Origin of the sequence: Wenyingzhuangia marina (genome assembly GCF_900130035.1) — a bacterium.
In the GTDB taxonomy this organism is placed as follows: Bacteria; Bacteroidota; Bacteroidia; order Flavobacteriales; family Flavobacteriaceae; genus Wenyingzhuangia; species Wenyingzhuangia marina.
Genome location: NZ_FQXQ01000005.1, coordinates 160,550 through 174,725, shown reverse-complemented (window position 1 = coordinate 174,725; position 14,176 = coordinate 160,550). Strand labels below are relative to the sequence as shown.

General features: G+C 32.7%; 22 protein-coding genes. 8 read left to right on the top strand and 14 right to left on the bottom strand.

The window, feature by feature from the left end; all coding sequences use genetic code 11:
• The first annotated feature begins 1 nt into the window (after position 1).
• The 8 genes from rfbA (at position 2) to BUB70_RS12235 (ending at position 6,066) form a co-directional block, all read left to right on the top strand.
• Positions 2-877, top strand: a complete 876-nt coding sequence (gene rfbA, locus BUB70_RS12270) for a glucose-1-phosphate thymidylyltransferase RfbA (protein WP_073121697.1) — start codon at positions 2-4, stop codon at positions 875-877.
• Positions 878-1,450 carry a dTDP-4-dehydrorhamnose 3,5-epimerase gene (rfbC, locus tag BUB70_RS12265; RefSeq protein WP_073121699.1) on the top strand — a complete coding sequence of 191 codons (573 nt, stop codon included), beginning with the start codon at positions 878-880 and terminating at the stop codon, positions 1,448-1,450. It begins immediately after the preceding gene.
• The gene (gene rfbD / locus BUB70_RS14185; RefSeq protein ID WP_073122013.1) at positions 1,443-2,300 is read left to right on the top strand and encodes a dTDP-4-dehydrorhamnose reductase; all 858 of its coding nucleotides are present in this window, start codon (positions 1,443-1,445) and stop codon (positions 2,298-2,300) included. Before rfbC ends, rfbD begins: the two co-directional genes overlap by 8 nt.
• On the top strand, positions 2,301-3,308 hold the full coding sequence (gene rfbB / locus BUB70_RS14180) for a dTDP-glucose 4,6-dehydratase (RefSeq protein WP_073122011.1): 1,008 nt from the start codon (positions 2,301-2,303) through the stop codon (positions 3,306-3,308).
• 119 nt (positions 3,309-3,427) lie between these two features.
• Positions 3,428-4,015, top strand: coding sequence for a peptide deformylase (gene def / locus BUB70_RS12250; RefSeq protein WP_073122009.1), 588 nt, complete (start codon positions 3,428-3,430; stop codon positions 4,013-4,015).
• Between the two features lie 17 nt (positions 4,016-4,032).
• Entirely contained in the window at positions 4,033-4,464 is a 432-nt protein-coding gene (locus tag BUB70_RS12245) for a DUF5606 family protein (RefSeq protein ID WP_073122007.1), read from the top strand.
• 118 nt (positions 4,465-4,582) lie between these two features.
• Positions 4,583-5,362: a nucleoside triphosphate pyrophosphohydrolase gene (mazG, locus tag BUB70_RS12240; RefSeq protein WP_073122005.1), complete on the top strand. Its 780-nt coding sequence runs from the start codon at positions 4,583-4,585 to the stop codon at positions 5,360-5,362.
• A gap of 146 nt (positions 5,363-5,508) precedes the next feature.
• Positions 5,509-6,066 carry an acyl-CoA thioesterase gene (locus tag BUB70_RS12235; RefSeq protein ID WP_073122003.1) on the top strand — a complete coding sequence of 186 codons (558 nt, stop codon included), beginning with the start codon at positions 5,509-5,511 and terminating at the stop codon, positions 6,064-6,066.
• A 49-nt stretch (positions 6,067-6,115) separates the two neighbouring features.
• Here BUB70_RS12235 and carA read toward each other — a convergent pair whose 3' ends face one another.
• The 14 genes from carA to rplF all read right to left on the bottom strand — a co-directional run bounded on the left by carA (position 6,116) and on the right by rplF (position 14,165).
• Positions 6,116-7,213 carry a glutamine-hydrolyzing carbamoyl-phosphate synthase small subunit gene (gene carA / locus BUB70_RS12230; protein ID WP_073122001.1) on the bottom strand — a complete coding sequence of 366 codons (1,098 nt, stop codon included), beginning with the start codon at positions 7,211-7,213 and terminating at the stop codon, positions 6,116-6,118.
• A gap of 143 nt (positions 7,214-7,356) precedes the next feature.
• A complete protein-coding gene (gene rplQ / locus BUB70_RS12225) occupies positions 7,357-7,830 on the bottom strand; it encodes a 50S ribosomal protein L17 (protein WP_073121999.1) in 474 nt (157 codons plus the stop codon).
• 63 nt (positions 7,831-7,893) lie between these two features.
• Complete coding sequence (locus BUB70_RS12220) at positions 7,894-8,886, bottom strand: DNA-directed RNA polymerase subunit alpha (protein ID WP_073121997.1); 993 nt, start codon at positions 8,884-8,886, stop codon at positions 7,894-7,896.
• 20 nt (positions 8,887-8,906) lie between these two features.
• Positions 8,907-9,512, bottom strand: coding sequence for a 30S ribosomal protein S4 (gene rpsD / locus BUB70_RS12215; protein WP_073121995.1), 606 nt, complete (start codon positions 9,510-9,512; stop codon positions 8,907-8,909).
• 89 nt (positions 9,513-9,601) lie between these two features.
• Positions 9,602-9,994: a 30S ribosomal protein S11 gene (rpsK, locus tag BUB70_RS12210; protein ID WP_068827418.1), complete on the bottom strand. Its 393-nt coding sequence runs from the start codon at positions 9,992-9,994 to the stop codon at positions 9,602-9,604.
• A gap of 7 nt (positions 9,995-10,001) precedes the next feature.
• Positions 10,002-10,367, bottom strand: a complete 366-nt coding sequence (gene rpsM / locus BUB70_RS12205; protein ID WP_073121993.1) for a 30S ribosomal protein S13 — start codon at positions 10,365-10,367, stop codon at positions 10,002-10,004.
• Positions 10,368-10,369: 2 nt separating this feature from the next.
• On the bottom strand, positions 10,370-10,486 hold the full coding sequence (ykgO, locus tag BUB70_RS12200) for a type B 50S ribosomal protein L36 (protein WP_013621733.1): 117 nt from the start codon (positions 10,484-10,486) through the stop codon (positions 10,370-10,372).
• A 12-nt stretch (positions 10,487-10,498) separates the two neighbouring features.
• A complete protein-coding gene (infA, locus tag BUB70_RS12195) occupies positions 10,499-10,714 on the bottom strand; it encodes a translation initiation factor IF-1 (RefSeq protein ID WP_010137062.1) in 216 nt (71 codons plus the stop codon).
• A gap of 2 nt (positions 10,715-10,716) precedes the next feature.
• Positions 10,717-12,051, bottom strand: coding sequence for a preprotein translocase subunit SecY (gene secY, locus BUB70_RS12190; RefSeq protein WP_073121991.1), 1,335 nt, complete (start codon positions 12,049-12,051; stop codon positions 10,717-10,719).
• Positions 12,052-12,065: 14 nt separating this feature from the next.
• Positions 12,066-12,515 (bottom strand): 50S ribosomal protein L15, encoded by a 450-nt coding sequence (gene rplO / locus BUB70_RS12185; RefSeq protein WP_073121989.1) that lies wholly within the window; start codon positions 12,513-12,515, stop codon positions 12,066-12,068.
• Positions 12,516-12,526: 11 nt separating this feature from the next.
• Entirely contained in the window at positions 12,527-12,709 is a 183-nt protein-coding gene (gene rpmD / locus BUB70_RS12180; protein WP_068827426.1) for a 50S ribosomal protein L30, read from the bottom strand.
• Between the two features lie 11 nt (positions 12,710-12,720).
• Entirely contained in the window at positions 12,721-13,245 is a 525-nt protein-coding gene (gene rpsE / locus BUB70_RS12175; protein ID WP_143155302.1) for a 30S ribosomal protein S5, read from the bottom strand.
• Positions 13,246-13,254: 9 nt separating this feature from the next.
• Positions 13,255-13,608: a 50S ribosomal protein L18 gene (gene rplR, locus BUB70_RS12170; RefSeq protein WP_073121986.1), complete on the bottom strand. Its 354-nt coding sequence runs from the start codon at positions 13,606-13,608 to the stop codon at positions 13,255-13,257.
• An 11-nt stretch (positions 13,609-13,619) separates the two neighbouring features.
• On the bottom strand, positions 13,620-14,165 hold the full coding sequence (rplF, locus tag BUB70_RS12165; protein WP_073121984.1) for a 50S ribosomal protein L6: 546 nt from the start codon (positions 14,163-14,165) through the stop codon (positions 13,620-13,622).
• Between the last annotated feature and the right edge of the window lie 11 nt (positions 14,166-14,176).

Sequence of the window (14,176 nt, the reverse complement as noted above, 5' to 3'; positions counted from 1 at the left end):
TATGAAAGGAATTATATTAGCCGGAGGATCTGGAACCAGATTGTATCCACTCACCAAAGCAACCTCCAAACAATTATTGGCTATCTATGACAAGCCCATGATTTATTATCCTTTATCTGTTTTGATGCTTGCTGGAATCAAGGATATTTTAATCATTACAACACCCGAAGATCAAGACCGATTTATCAATCTTTTAGGAGATGGAAGCCAACTTGGAATTAAACTTTCATACGAAGTACAACCCAATCCAGAAGGATTGGCTCAAGCTTTTATTATAGGGAAAGAATTTATTGGAACTAATGATGTTGCTCTTATTTTAGGAGATAATATTTTTCATGGACAAGGTTTCATCAAACTACTTTCTAGTGCTATTGAAAATGCTAAAAACGAAAACAAAGCCACTATTTTTGGTTATTATGTAAATGATGCTGAACGTTATGGTGTTGTTGACTTTGATGAAAACAAAACAGCTTTAAGCATAGAAGAAAAGCCTAAAAATCCAAAGAGTAATTATGCGGTTTCTGGTTTGTATTTTTATCCTAATAATGTCATTAAAATTGCAGAAGCTGTAGTGCCAAGCGAAAGAGGAGAATTAGAAATCACCAGTGTAAATCAAGCTTACTTAAAAAATAAAGAATTAAACGTACAAGTAATGGGACGTGGTTATGCTTGGTTAGATACAGGAACACATGAATCTATGTTAGAAGCTTCTAACTTTATTCATACCATAGAAAAAAGACAGGGTTTAAAAGTCGCTTGTATAGAAGAAATTGCCTTTGAAAAAGGTTACATAAGCCAAGAGCAATTGTTAGCTTTGGGACAAGAAATGAAGAAAAATGAATACGGACAGTATTTAATTAGAAGAGCAACAAAATAGATGAAATATACACGTACCGAAATTCCAGATGTTATTATTTGTGAACCCAAAGTGTTTGGGGATCACAGAGGTTATTTTATGGAATCTTTTAAAGAAGATACCTTAACTGAATTCTTAGGGTATAAAATTAATTTTTGTCAAGATAATGAGTCTTCTTCTACAAAAGGAGTCTTAAGAGGATTACATTACCAAATGGGAACATTTGCTCAAACAAAATTGGTGAGAGTGATTCAAGGTGAGGTGATTGATGTGGCAGTAGATATTAGAAAAGGTTCTCCTACTTTTGGACAACATGTGGCGGTAGAATTGTCTGCTGACAATAAAAAACAATTATTGGTTCCTAAAGGATTTGCTCACGGGTTTGTGGTATTGAGTGATACTGCTATTTTTAGTTATAAAGTAGATAATCTTTATAGTTTTGAAAATGAAAGAGGATTGGCTTTTGATGATCCTACTTTAAATATAGATTGGGGATTAGAAAAATCAGCATTGATTTTATCTGATAAAGACACTAAAAACCCGACCATAGGAAACGCTGATTTGTTTGATTATAACATCAACTATTATGAATAATATTTTAGTCACTGGAGCAAGTGGTCAATTAGGATCTGAAATTCAACATCTTTCTAAAGATTACTCACAATATGAATTCTTTTTCACGGATGTAGCAGAGTTGGACATCACCAATTTAGAAAAAGTACGTGAGTTTTGCAGTACCAATCAAATTAAAACGATCATCAATTGTGCTGCGTACACCGCTGTTGACAAAGCGGAAGAACAAACAGGTATTTGTGATGCCGTAAATCATATCGCGACCATCAACCTAAGTACAGTTGCGAAAGAATTAAATATCAAGTTCATTCATACTTCTACAGATTATGTGTTTAACGGAAAAAATCATGTTCCTTTTAAAGAAAATGATTTAACCGATCCTATCAATGTTTATGGAAAAACAAAATTATTAGGAGAACAAGCCATGATAGACATCAACCCAAAACATTCTATTATTATTAGAACTTCTTGGGTATACTCTACTTACGGAAATAACTTTGTAAAAACCATGTTAAAGTTGGCCGAAACCAGAGAGCTGTTAACCATTATTGCAGATCAAGTGGGAAGTCCTACGTATGCTTATGATTTGGCAAAAACCATTTTGGAGATACTGCCAAAAGTAAATAATGATCAAGTTGAAGTATATCATTACTCAAACGAAGGAATTTGTTCTTGGTACGATTTTGCTTTTGAAATCTTCCATCAAACCAACACAAATTGTAAAGTGTTGCCCATAGAAACCAAAGATTATCCAACAGCAGCAGAAAGACCATCATATAGTGTGATGAACAAATCAAAAATTAAAAACACATTTGATATTGAAATTCCACATTGGAAAACATCTTTGTCTAACTGTTTAAAGAAATTATAAATGAAAAATATATTAGTCACAGGAACTGCCGGATTTATCGGTTCTAATTTCATCTATCATTTTATAGAAAATCACCCAGATTATCACTTAATCAGTTTAGATAAGTTAACATATGCGGGGAGTTTAGAGAATTTAAAAGATGTTGAAAATCATGAAAGACATACTTTTATCAAAGGGGATATTTGTGATAGAAAATTAATTGAAAATATTTTTTCAGAATATAATATTGAAGGAGTCTTACATTTTGCAGCGGAATCTCATGTTGACAATTCTATTTCTAATCCTGGAGTCTTTATAGAAACCAATGTAAACGGAACTTTTACGTTGCTTGATGTTGCTTATAAATATTGGATGGAAAAGCCCTTTACCTATAAAAAAGGATTTGAAAACTGTAGGTTTTTACATGTTTCTACCGATGAAGTTTATGGAACTTTAGGAGAAACTGGTTTGTTTACAGAAACAACACCTTATGCTCCAAATTCACCTTACAGTGCCTCTAAAGCAAGTAGCGATATGTTGGTAAGAAGTTATCATCATACTTATGGAATGAACACCGTTATTACCAATTGTTCTAACAACTACGGTCCGCAACAGCACGATGAAAAACTAATTCCAACCGTAATTAGAAAAGCTATTAATGGAGAAGCAATTCCTATTTATGGAGATGGAAAAAACATCAGAGATTGGTTGTATGTGTTAGACCATTGTAAAGGAATTGATTTGGCTTATCACAAAGGAAGATCTGGAGAAGTTTACAATATTGGAGGAAGAAATGAAAGAAACAACAATTACATCGCCAATAAAATTTGTGAAATTCTAGATGAATTAAAACCCCAAAAAAACAGCTATAAAGATTTAATCAACTATGTAGAAGACAGAGCTGGACATGACAGACGTTATGCCATTGATGCTACAAAAATTGAAACAGAGTTAGGTTGGAAGGCTGATGAAAATTTTGAATCGGGAATTGTAAAAACCATTCAATGGTATTTAAAAAAATATCATTAAAATAAATTTTAAGGATTCTCTAAAGCCAAAGTAATGAACACTTTGGCTTTTTTATTGCTGTTATACCAAAGTATAAAGCTATTCTTTGTACTTTTGCAATCGAATTTTAGCGTACTGATATGATATTACCGATTGTAGCCTATGGAGACCCAGTCTTAAGAAAAGTAGGTAAAGAAATAGATAAGGACTATCCTGAATTAAATACCTTAATTGCCAATATGTGGGAAACCATGGAAAATGCAAATGGTGTTGGGTTGGCAGCTCCACAAATAGGGAAATCAATCCGTTTATTTGTGATTGATGCAACTCCTTTTGCTGAAGATGAAGATTTAGAAGAAGCTGAAAAGGACGTTTTAAAAAACTTTAGAAAAGTATTTATCAATGCTAAGATAGAATCTGAAGAAGGAGATGAATGGGCTTTTGAAGAAGGTTGTCTAAGTATTCCTGAAATTAGAGAAGAAATTTGGAGAAACGAAACCATCCATGTGACTTATCAAGATGAAAATTTTGAAACCCACAAAGCTACTTACAGCGGATTGGCAGCGAGAGTTTTTCAACATGAGTACGATCATATTGAAGGAGTCTTGTTTACCGATAAAGTATCTTCTTTAAAAAAGAGGCTACTTAAAAAGAAATTAGAAAATATTTCTAAAGGAAAAATTAGAGCAGACTATAGAATGCGTCATTTCAACGCAAAGAGAAAATAACAAAAAAACAAATAGAAATGAGTTTAACAAAAGTAATTGCAATAGCAGGGAAGCCAGGATTATATGAAATTTTAGGACAAACCAAAGGTGGTTTTATTACTACTAGTTTGTTAGATGGAAAAAAATCTCCTGTAAAAAACACTCAAAATGTAAGTGTTTTAAGCGATATTGGTATTTATACATACGAAACTGAAATTCCTTTAGGACAAGTGTTTCTATCTATTCACGATAAATTTGAAGGAAAAGAAGGGTTAAGTCACAAAGCTCCAAACAACGAATTAACAGCTTTATTTAGCGAAGTGTTACCAGAGTATGATGAAGAGCGTGTATATGTTTCAAACATCAAAAAAGTAGTACAATGGTACAACATTTTAGTAAATGCTGAGTTTGACTTTGAAAGCATTAAAGAAGATTTAAAGAAAATGGAAGAAGCTCAAAACCAAGCATAACAAACAATTGTTTGTATTATAAAAAAGCTGCTAACTTTTATGTTAGCAGCTTTTTTATTTATTCCTTTGTATATATCTTCTACTTTTTACCTTTGACATCCCACACAATCTAAAAAAAATGAATACAAGAAAAGAACAATTAGCTGCCATAGATCGTTTGTTAACCATTATGGATGAACTAAGAGAACAATGCCCTTGGGATAAAAAACAAACCTTGGAATCTCTTAGACACCTAACCATTGAAGAGACTTATGAACTTGCTGATGCCATTCTTGCCAACGATTTAAATGAAATAAAAAAAGAACTAGGAGATTTACTATTACATATTACTTTCTATGCTAAAATTGGTAGCGAAACTAATAGTTTTGACATTGGAGATGTGGCCACTGCTATTTCAGAAAAACTAATTCACAGGCATCCACACATTTATGGTGATGTAAATGTGGAAAACGAAGAAGATGTTAAAAAAAACTGGGAAGAATTAAAATTAAAAGAAAAAGGAAACATATCTCTTTTACAAGGAGTTCCAAACTCTTTACCTGCTTTGGTAAAAGCTAATAGAATTCAAGAAAAAGTTTCAGCCGTTGGTTTTGATTGGGAGCATCCGGAACAAGTTTGGGAAAAAGTTCAAGAAGAATTATCAGAATTAAATGAAGAAATTATAAAAGGTAATAAAAAGCGTATAGAAGCCGAATTTGGTGATGTTTTATTTTCTATGGTGAATTATGCTAGATTAATTGGTGTAAATCCTGAAAATGCTTTAGAACGTACTAATTTAAAGTTTAAAAAACGTTTTGAGTATTTAGAAAACAATACCATGAAAAAAGGAATTAAACTAACAGATCTTAGTTTAGAAGAAATGGATGTTTATTGGGAACAAGCAAAAAAGTTTGATTAATCCTTATCTATTCTAAAAATATAGTTCATCTAATAAAAGTAAAAAGTGAACTCCATCTCAAATTATATTATAAATTAACAATCAAAAAAACTAAGTAATAATACTTATATAATTACGTATATTTGTATTGATAAAATGTTTACCACATGGATACAATTATTAAAAGCCCACAAGACTCAGCTGTTGAAATCACAGAATTAATGAAACCTCTAAACTCTAATTTCAGCGGAAAAATTCACGGAGGTTACATTTTAAATTTAATGGATCAAATAGCATTTGCTTGTGCTTCAAAATATTCAGGAGCTTATTGTGTAACCGCTTCAGTAAATACAGTTAACTTTTTAAATCCTGTAGAAGTAGGTGAATTTTTAACCTTAAAAGCAAGAGTCAATTATGTTGGTAAAACATCAATGACTGTAGGAATTAGAGTTGTTTCTGAAAACATTCAAACAGGAGTAAAAAAACATTGTAATTCTTCTTATTTTGTAATGGTAGCTAAAACTTCTAGTGGAGAAAATGTAACTGTACCAAAACTTAAACTAAGAAATTCTGAAGATGTAAGGCGTTTTATAAGATCTAAAAGTAGACTTGAAACCAATAAACTAAGAAGGCAAGCTTTTAGTAAAGCTGCTTTTAATTATAAAGAGCACTTAGAAGAACTAAAAGACTATAATGTTTATATAGATCCTTCTTTATTAGATTAAATAAAAAAGCCATTTCTTTCGAAATGGCTTTTTTATTTAAATTTTAATCTTATTTCATGTTTTCAACAAACTGATCAAATAAGTAAGTTGCATCGTTAGGCCCTGGTCCTGCCTCTGGGTGATATTGTACAGAAAAAGTATTTTTGTTTTTTACTCTAATACCTGCAACAGTATTATCATTTAAATGAACATGTGTAATTTCAACATTATCACTTGCCTCAACATCATCTCTTTTAACAACAAATCCATGGTTTTGAGAAGTAATTTCTCCTTTACCAGAAATTAAGTTTTTTATTGGATGATTGATACCTCTATGCCCGTTGTGCATTTTATAAGTAGAGATTCCTTGAGATAAGGCAATAATTTGGTGTCCTAAACAAATTCCAAATAAAGGTAAGTCCTTAACAATAATGGTTTTAGCAAGCTCTTGAACACCTTTTAATGGTTCTGGATCTCCAGGTCCGTTAGACAAGAAATAACCATCTGGATTAAAAGCTGCCATATCTTCAAAAGAAGCTGTACATGGGAAAACTTTTATATAACAATCTCTTTTAGCTAAATTTCTTAAAATATTTGTTTTAATTCCTAAATCTAAAGCAGATACTTTATACTTAGCATTTTCATCACCATAAAAATATGGTTCTTTAGTTGATACTACAGAAGCTAAATCTAAACCTTTCATACTTGGAGCTTCAGCTAACTTAGCTTTTAAACCATCAATATTATCAACTTCCGTAGAAATAATAGCATTCATTGCTCCATGCTTCCTAATATAACTAACAACAGCTCTGGTATCAACATCTGTAATAGAAAGTAATCCATGTTTTTTAAAATATTCTTCTAAAGAACCATTAGAACGATCTCTTGAATATTCATAACTAAAATTTCTACATACCAAACCAGCAATCTTAATTCCATCAGATTCTACTTCATCATCATTTACTCCATAATTACCAATATGTGCGTTGGTAGTTACCATAATTTGACCAAAATAAGATGGATCCGTAAAGATTTCTTGATATCCAGTCATACCTGTATTGTAACATATTTCACCAATGGTAGTACCTTCAATACCTACAGACTTTCCTTCGAAGATAGTTCCATCTTCTAATAATAAAATTGCTTTCTTTAATTCTTTGTACTTCATAAAAGTTGTTTTTGTTGTTGGGTGGAGGTGTTTCACCTAAGCTTTCAACAAAGAATGTTTGTAAAAATATTTTTGCAAATATAAAAAAAGGATAAACTATTAAATAGTTTATCCTTTATATATTTTACTAGAAGTAAATCATTTTACTCTTCAGTAGTTTCTTTTGATTCAGCAACTGCTTCAACTTGAGGAGCATCAGCTTTTTTCTTAGATCTACGAGTACTCTTTTTCTTCTTAGCACCGTTTGGATTGTAAATTTCGTTGAAATCAACTAATTCAACCATTGCCATAGAAGCATTATCTCCTTGACGGTTTCCTAACTTGATGATACGAACATATCCTCCTGGTCTATCAGCAACCTTTACAGCAATCTGTTGGAATAACTCAGTAACAGCATATTTGTTTTTCAAGTAAGAAAAAACAGTTCTACGATTATGTGTAGTATCTTCTTTAGATTTTGTAATGATTGGCTCCACGTACATACGTAAAGCTTTTGCTTTAGCTACAGTAGTGTTAATACGTTTGTGCTCTATTAAAGAACAAGCCATATTTGCTAACATTGCATTTCTATGCGCTGTTTGTCTACCTAAGTGGTTAAATTTCTTTCCGTGTCTCATTTTGAATGATTTTGGCTTTCATCTTGCATCTACCCTTTTTGGGGAGCAAAATATGAAAGGTTTTTAGTCTTTGTCTAATTTGTACTTACTTAAATCCATTCCGAAATGTAAATTTTTAACATTTACTAATTCGTCTAACTCTGTTAAAGATTTTTTACCAAAGTTTCTAAATTTCATTAAGTCATTTTTGTTAAATGATACTAGATCTCCTAACGTTTCAACTTCTGCTGCTTTTAAACAATTTAAGGCTCTTACAGATAAGTCCATATCAACCAATTTGGTTTTCAATAACTGTCTCATGTGTAAAGATTCCTCATCATAAGTTTCTGTTCTTGCAATTTCATCAGCCTCTAAAGTGATACGCTCATCAGAGAATAACATAAAGTGGTGAATTAAAATTTTTGCAGCTTCAGTTAATGCATCTTTAGGATTAATAGATCCATCAGTAACAACGTCAAAAACTAATTTTTCATAATCAGTCTTTTGCTCTACACGGTAGTTTTCTACAGCATATTTAACATTCTTTATAGGAGTGTAAATAGAATCTGTAAAAATTGTTCCTAAAGGCACATTTACTTTTTTATTTTCTTCAGCAGGAACAAATCCTCTACCTTTCTCAATAGTAATATCAAAACTAACAGCTACAGCGCTATCTAAGTTACATATAACTAAATCTGGGTTTAAAACTTGAAAACCTGAAGTAAATTTTTGAATATCACCAGCCGTGATTTGATTCTGACCCGATACAGATACCGAAACAGTTTCTTTATCTGTGTCTTCAATCTGTTGCTTAAAACGTACTTGTTTTAAGTTCAAGATGATTTCAGTAACATCCTCAACAACACCTTGTACAGTAGAAAACTCATGTTCTACTCCCTCGATGCGTAAAGATGTAATTGCGAAACCTTCTAAAGACGATAATAATACTCTTCTTAAAGCATTACCTACAGTTAAACCAAAACCTGGCTCTAACGGTCTGAACTCGAATTTACCTTCAAAGTCGGTAGATTCGATCATGATAACTTTGTCTGGTTTCTGAAAATTTAAAATTGCCATAGTTAACTGGTGTCTAATTATTATTTCGAGTATAACTCGACGATTAATTGTTCTTTGATGTTTTCTGGAATCTGAATTCTTTCAGGAGCAGTAACAAAAGTTCCTGTTTTAGTATCATTATTCCAAGTTAACCACTCATAAACAGCAGAAGAACTAGCTAAACTGTTCTCTATAACTGAAAGTGATTTAGATTTTTCTCTTACACCAACAACATCACCAGGCTTCAATTGGTAAGAAGGAATGTTAACGATTTCTCCGTTAACCGTAATATGTCTATGAGATACTAACTGACGAGCTCCACTTCTAGAATTAGCTAATCCCATACGGAACGCTGTGTTATCTAAACGAGACTCACATAATTGTAATAATACCTCACCAGTAATACCTCCAGCAGATTGTGCTTTCTTGAATAAGTTAGAGAATTGACGCTCTAAGATACCATAAGTATACTTTGCTTTTTGTTTTTCTTGTAACTGTAAAGAATATTCAGAACGTTTAGCTCTTTTCTTTGCCAACCCGTGTTGTCCAGGAGGATAGTTACGTTTTTCAAACGACTTGTCGTCACCAAAAATTGCTTCACCAAACTTACGAGCAATTTTAGTTTTAGGTCCATTATATCTTGCCATAATAAAAAAATTAAAAAGTTAGCAGTTATGAATTAAGGCTTAGTCCTTCGATAACTTAATTGCTAACTTAGTGTTAATAATAAATAAAATTAGATTCTTCTTCTCTTAGGAGGACGACATCCATTGTGTGGTAATGGAGTAACATCAATAATTTCTGACACTTCAATTCCAGCATTGTGAATAGTACGAATAGCAGATTCTCTACCGTTTCCTGGTCCTTTTACATAAACTTTAACTTTACGTAAACCTGCTTCGTGTGCTACAGCAGCACAATCTTCAGCAGCTGTTTGTGCAGCATAAGGAGTGTTCTTTTTAGATCCACGGAATCCCATTTTACCTGCAGAAGACCATGAAATTACGTCTCCTTTTTTATTTGTTAAAGAAATGATGATATTGTTAAATGAAGCAGTAATGTGCGCTTCTCCAACAGACTCAACAATAACTTTACGCTTCTTAGCGGTCTTTGTATTAGATTTAGCCATAACTTAATTATTTCTTTTTGTTCGCTACAGTTTTACGTTTTCCTTTTCTCGTTCTAGAGTTGTTCTTAGTTCTTTGACCTCTTAATGGTAACCCAGCTCTGTGACGGATTCCTCTAAAACATCCAATATCCATCAAACGTTTGATGTTTATTTGGATTTCTGAACGTAATTCACCCTCTATAGTGAAAGTACCTGCTTGCTCACGAATTGCTCCGATTTGATCATCTGTCCAATCTTGAACTTTGATGTTCTCATCTACTCCAGCATTTGCTAAAATCTCTTTAGCTCTAGTTCTACCAATCCCAAAAATATAAGTCAACGCGATTACTCCACGTTTGTTCTTTGGAATGTCAATACCTGAAATTCTTGCCATAACTAACCTTGTCTTTGTTTGAATCTAGGATTCTTTTTATTGATTACATATAATCTGCCTTTTCTACGCACAATCTTGCACTCGGCACTTCTCTTTTTTATTGATGCTCTTACTTTCATCGTAATGATATTTTAGTATCTATAAGTAATTCGAGCCTTTGATAAATCATAAGGACTCATTTCTAACTTAACTTTATCTCCTGGTAACAACTTAATATAATGCATACGCATTTTACCCGAGATGTGTGCAGTAACAATATGACCATTTTCTAACTCAACTCTAAACATTGCGTTAGATAATGCTTCAGTAATTGTACCGTCTTGTTGTATTGATGCTTGTTTTGCCATAATTAAATAGTCGCTCTTCTTTTCGTTCCAGTTTTCATTAAACCATCATAATGTCTGTTAAGCAAGTACGAGTTAATTTGTTGGATAGTATCTATTGCAACACCTACCATAATTATTAACGAAGTACCTCCATAAAACATAGCCCAGTTTTGTTGAACACCGAAATGAACTATGATGGCTGGGAAAACAGCCAGCAAAGCTAAGAAAATAGATCCAGGTAACGTAATTTTTGACAAAATACTATCTAATTTTTCTGCAGTTTCTACTCCAGGCCTTACTCCCGGTATAAAACCTCCACTTTTTTTAAGGTCTTCAGCCATTTTATTTGTTGGAATTGTAATAGCTGTGTAGAAATAACTAAACACTATAATCAATAAACAAAATAAAATATTATACCCCCAACTATTAAAATCAGATAAAGCATTAAATACTGTTTGTACAGTTCCTTCTGTATTTCTTGCCACCAATCCTGGAACAAACATAATTGCTTGTGCAAAAATAATAGGCATTACTCCAGCAGAATTTAACTTTAATGGAATATACTGTCTTGCTCCTTGAGCATCATCTATACTTCCAACTACAGTACGTCTTGCATATTGAACTGCAATTTTACGAACCGCTGTTACTAATAATATACTTGCTAAGATAATTAACAACCAAACTATTATTTCTAAAAGGATCATCATAAATCCTCCTGATCCAGCAGCATACTTTGAGGTTAATTCTTGCATAAATGCACCTGGGAATCTAGCTATAATACCAATCATAATTAATAATGAAATTCCATTACCAATTCCTTTTTCAGTAATACGCTCTCCAAGCCACATTGCAAAAACTGTTCCCGCAGTCAATAAAATCATTGAAGAAATCCAGAACATTCCACCTTGACCTAAAAGGTAAGCTTCAGCAGGAATACCTAAAGAAGGTAAACTTGTTAAATAAGCTCCACCTTGTACAATAGTAATTCCTATTGTTAACCAACGTGTGATTTGATTGATCTTATTTCTTCCGCTTTCACCATCTTTTTGTAATTTTTGTAAATAGGGAACAGCAATTCCCATTAACTGAACTACAATTGATGCTGATATATATGGCATAATCCCAAGAGCCATTATAGAAGCTCTTGAGAATGCACCACCTGTAAATGCGCTTAATAAACCTAAAAGTCCATCAGAAGTCTTATCTCCTAAAGCTGTTAACTGTTGAGGATCTATACCGGGTAATGTTACCTGTGCCATAAATCTGTAAACAGCCATCAATCCTAATGTTAAAAGGATTTTAGTTTTCAACTCGTCGATAGACCAAATGTCTTTTATAGTTTGGATAAATTTCTTCATCTAAGTTTATTATGTTATAAGGTTACAGCTTCACCACCAGCAGCTTCAATAGCAGCTTTTGCAGTTGCAGTAAATTTGTGTGCAGTTACACTTAACTTCGCTTTTAACTCACCACCACCTAATATTTTTACTAAGTCGTTTTTACCAGCTAAACCGTTTTCCATTAATACAGCTATGTTAACTGTATCTGTAACTTTTCCATTTTCTACTAAAGACTGTAATTTATCTAAATTGATTCCATTATATTCCTTACGGTTTACATTGGTAAATCCAAACTTAGGTACTCTTCTTTGTAATGGCATTTGTCCTCCTTCAAATCCTACTTTTCTAGAATATCCAGAACGAGATTTTTGACCATTGTGTCCTCTTGTAGCAGTACCTCCATGACCAGAACCTTCACCTCTAGCAATACGTTTACCACTCTTTACAGAACCCTTAGCAGGTTTTAAATTATCTAAACTCATCTTTTTATGACTTATTTAATTTCTTCAACAGAAATTAAGTGTTTAACTTTATTAACCATTCCTACAATTGCAGGTGAAGCATCATGCTCAACCGTTTTACCAATTCTAGACAAACCTAACGCTTCTAAAGTTCTTTTTTGAACTTGCGTACGATTTATTTGGCTCTTTACTTGTGTTATTTTAATTTTTCCCATGGTATTCAATATTAACTGTTAAATACTTTGTCTAAAGAAACACCTCTTTCAGCAGCCACAGCTTGTGGGCTTCTTAACTGTAATAAAGCATCAAAAGTTGCTTTTACTACGTTATGAGGGTTAGATGATCCTTGAGACTTAGATAATACATCGTGTACACCTACTGATTCTAATACCGCACGTACAGCACCACCAGCAATAACTCCGGTACCATGAGATGCAGGTAATAATAATACCTTAGAACCACCAAATTTACCTTTTTGTTCGTGAGGTAAAGTAGCGCTCATTAATGGAATACGAACTAAGTTTTTCTTAGCTTCTTCTACAGCCTTAGCAATTGCAGATGCAACATCTAAAGATTTACCAGATCCGTAACCTACTACACCTTCACCGTTTCCTACTACAACAATAGCAGAAAATCCAAAAGTACGTCCACCTTTCGTAACTTTAGTTACACGGTTTACAGCTACTAAGCGATCTACTAACTCTAATCCGCTTGGCTTAACTCTTTCTACGTTTTTATATCCTTGCATAATATAATTTTCTTAAAATTTTAAACCAGCTTCTCTAGCTGCTTCAGCTAATGCTTTAACTCTACCATGGTATAAATAACCATTTCTATCAAATGCAACGATTTCAACTCCTGCAGCAACCGCTTTTTCAGCAATAGATTTACCTACTAATGCAGCAACTTCAACTTTTGATCCTTTTGCTTCGATTTCTTTATCTCTTGATGACACAGATACTAAAGTAACACCTGCGTTGTCATCAACTAATTGAGCGTAAATTTCTTTATTACTTCTAAATACAGATAATCTTGGTTTAGATGCTGTACCCACAGAAATTTTTCTAATTCTACGCTTAATTCTTTGTCTTCTTTCAAGCTTTGATAATGCCATAATACTATAAATTATGCAGATTTACCTGCTTTTCTTCTTAATTCTTCACCTACAAACTTAATTCCTTTTCCTTTGTATGGCTCAGGTGCACGGAAAGAACGAATCTTTGCAGCTACTTGACCTACCAATTGCTTATCGAAAGAAGTAAGTTTTACGATTGGGTTTTTTCCTTTATCAGAAACTGTTTCAACTTGAACTTCTGGTGCAATATCTAAAATGATATTGTGCGAGAAACCAATTGCTAAATCTAAAACGTTACCTTGGTTTGAAGCTCTATATCCAACTCCCACTAATTCTAATTGCTTAGTCCATCCATTAGATACTCCTTCAATCATATTATTGATTAAGGCTCTATATAAACCATGCTTAGCTTTGTGAGTTTTAGACTCAGAAGGACGATCTAAAACTAAAACACCTTCTTCTTCTTTAATACTGATACCATCAGTAATTTCTTGAGTTAATTCTCCTAATTTCCCTTTTACAGTAACTGTGTCTCCGTTAATAGTAACAGTAACACCAGCTGGAATTGCGATTGGGCTTTTTCCTATTCTTGACATACTATTCTATT

Bases quoted from the DNA above. Each gene is read 5' to 3' on its own strand.
- rfbA (WP_073121697.1), top strand. From the start codon at position 2: ATGAAAGGAATTATATTAGCCGGAGGATCTGGAACCAGATTGTATCCA.
- rfbC (WP_073121699.1), top strand. From the start codon at position 878: ATGAAATATACACGTACCGAAATTCCAGATGTTATTATTTGTGAACCC.
- rfbD (WP_073122013.1), top strand. From the start codon at position 1,443: ATGAATAATATTTTAGTCACTGGAGCAAGTGGTCAATTAGGATCTGAA.
- rfbB (WP_073122011.1), top strand. From the start codon at position 2,301: ATGAAAAATATATTAGTCACAGGAACTGCCGGATTTATCGGTTCTAAT.
- def (WP_073122009.1), top strand. From the start codon at position 3,428: ATGATATTACCGATTGTAGCCTATGGAGACCCAGTCTTAAGAAAAGTA.
- BUB70_RS12245 (WP_073122007.1), top strand. From the start codon at position 4,033: ATGAGTTTAACAAAAGTAATTGCAATAGCAGGGAAGCCAGGATTATAT.
- mazG (WP_073122005.1), top strand. From the start codon at position 4,583: ATGAATACAAGAAAAGAACAATTAGCTGCCATAGATCGTTTGTTAACC.
- BUB70_RS12235 (WP_073122003.1), top strand. From the start codon at position 5,509: ATGGATACAATTATTAAAAGCCCACAAGACTCAGCTGTTGAAATCACA.
- carA (WP_073122001.1), bottom strand. From the start codon at position 7,213: ATGAAGTACAAAGAATTAAAGAAAGCAATTTTATTATTAGAAGATGGA.
- rplQ (WP_073121999.1), bottom strand. From the start codon at position 7,830: ATGAGACACGGAAAGAAATTTAACCACTTAGGTAGACAAACAGCGCAT.
- BUB70_RS12220 (WP_073121997.1), bottom strand. From the start codon at position 8,886: ATGGCAATTTTAAATTTTCAGAAACCAGACAAAGTTATCATGATCGAA.
- rpsD (WP_073121995.1), bottom strand. From the start codon at position 9,512: ATGGCAAGATATAATGGACCTAAAACTAAAATTGCTCGTAAGTTTGGT.
- rpsK (WP_068827418.1), bottom strand. From the start codon at position 9,994: ATGGCTAAATCTAATACAAAGACCGCTAAGAAGCGTAAAGTTATTGTT.
- rpsM (WP_073121993.1), bottom strand. From the start codon at position 10,367: ATGGCAAGAATTTCAGGTATTGACATTCCAAAGAACAAACGTGGAGTA.
- ykgO (WP_013621733.1), bottom strand. From the start codon at position 10,486: ATGAAAGTAAGAGCATCAATAAAAAAGAGAAGTGCCGAGTGCAAGATT.
- infA (WP_010137062.1), bottom strand. From the start codon at position 10,714: ATGGCAAAACAAGCATCAATACAACAAGACGGTACAATTACTGAAGCA.
- secY (WP_073121991.1), bottom strand. From the start codon at position 12,051: ATGAAGAAATTTATCCAAACTATAAAAGACATTTGGTCTATCGACGAG.
- rplO (WP_073121989.1), bottom strand. From the start codon at position 12,515: ATGAGTTTAGATAATTTAAAACCTGCTAAGGGTTCTGTAAAGAGTGGT.
- rpmD (WP_068827426.1), bottom strand. From the start codon at position 12,709: ATGGGAAAAATTAAAATAACACAAGTAAAGAGCCAAATAAATCGTACG.
- rplR (WP_073121986.1), bottom strand. From the start codon at position 13,608: ATGGCATTATCAAAGCTTGAAAGAAGACAAAGAATTAAGCGTAGAATT.
- rplF (WP_073121984.1), bottom strand. From the start codon at position 14,165: ATGTCAAGAATAGGAAAAAGCCCAATCGCAATTCCAGCTGGTGTTACT.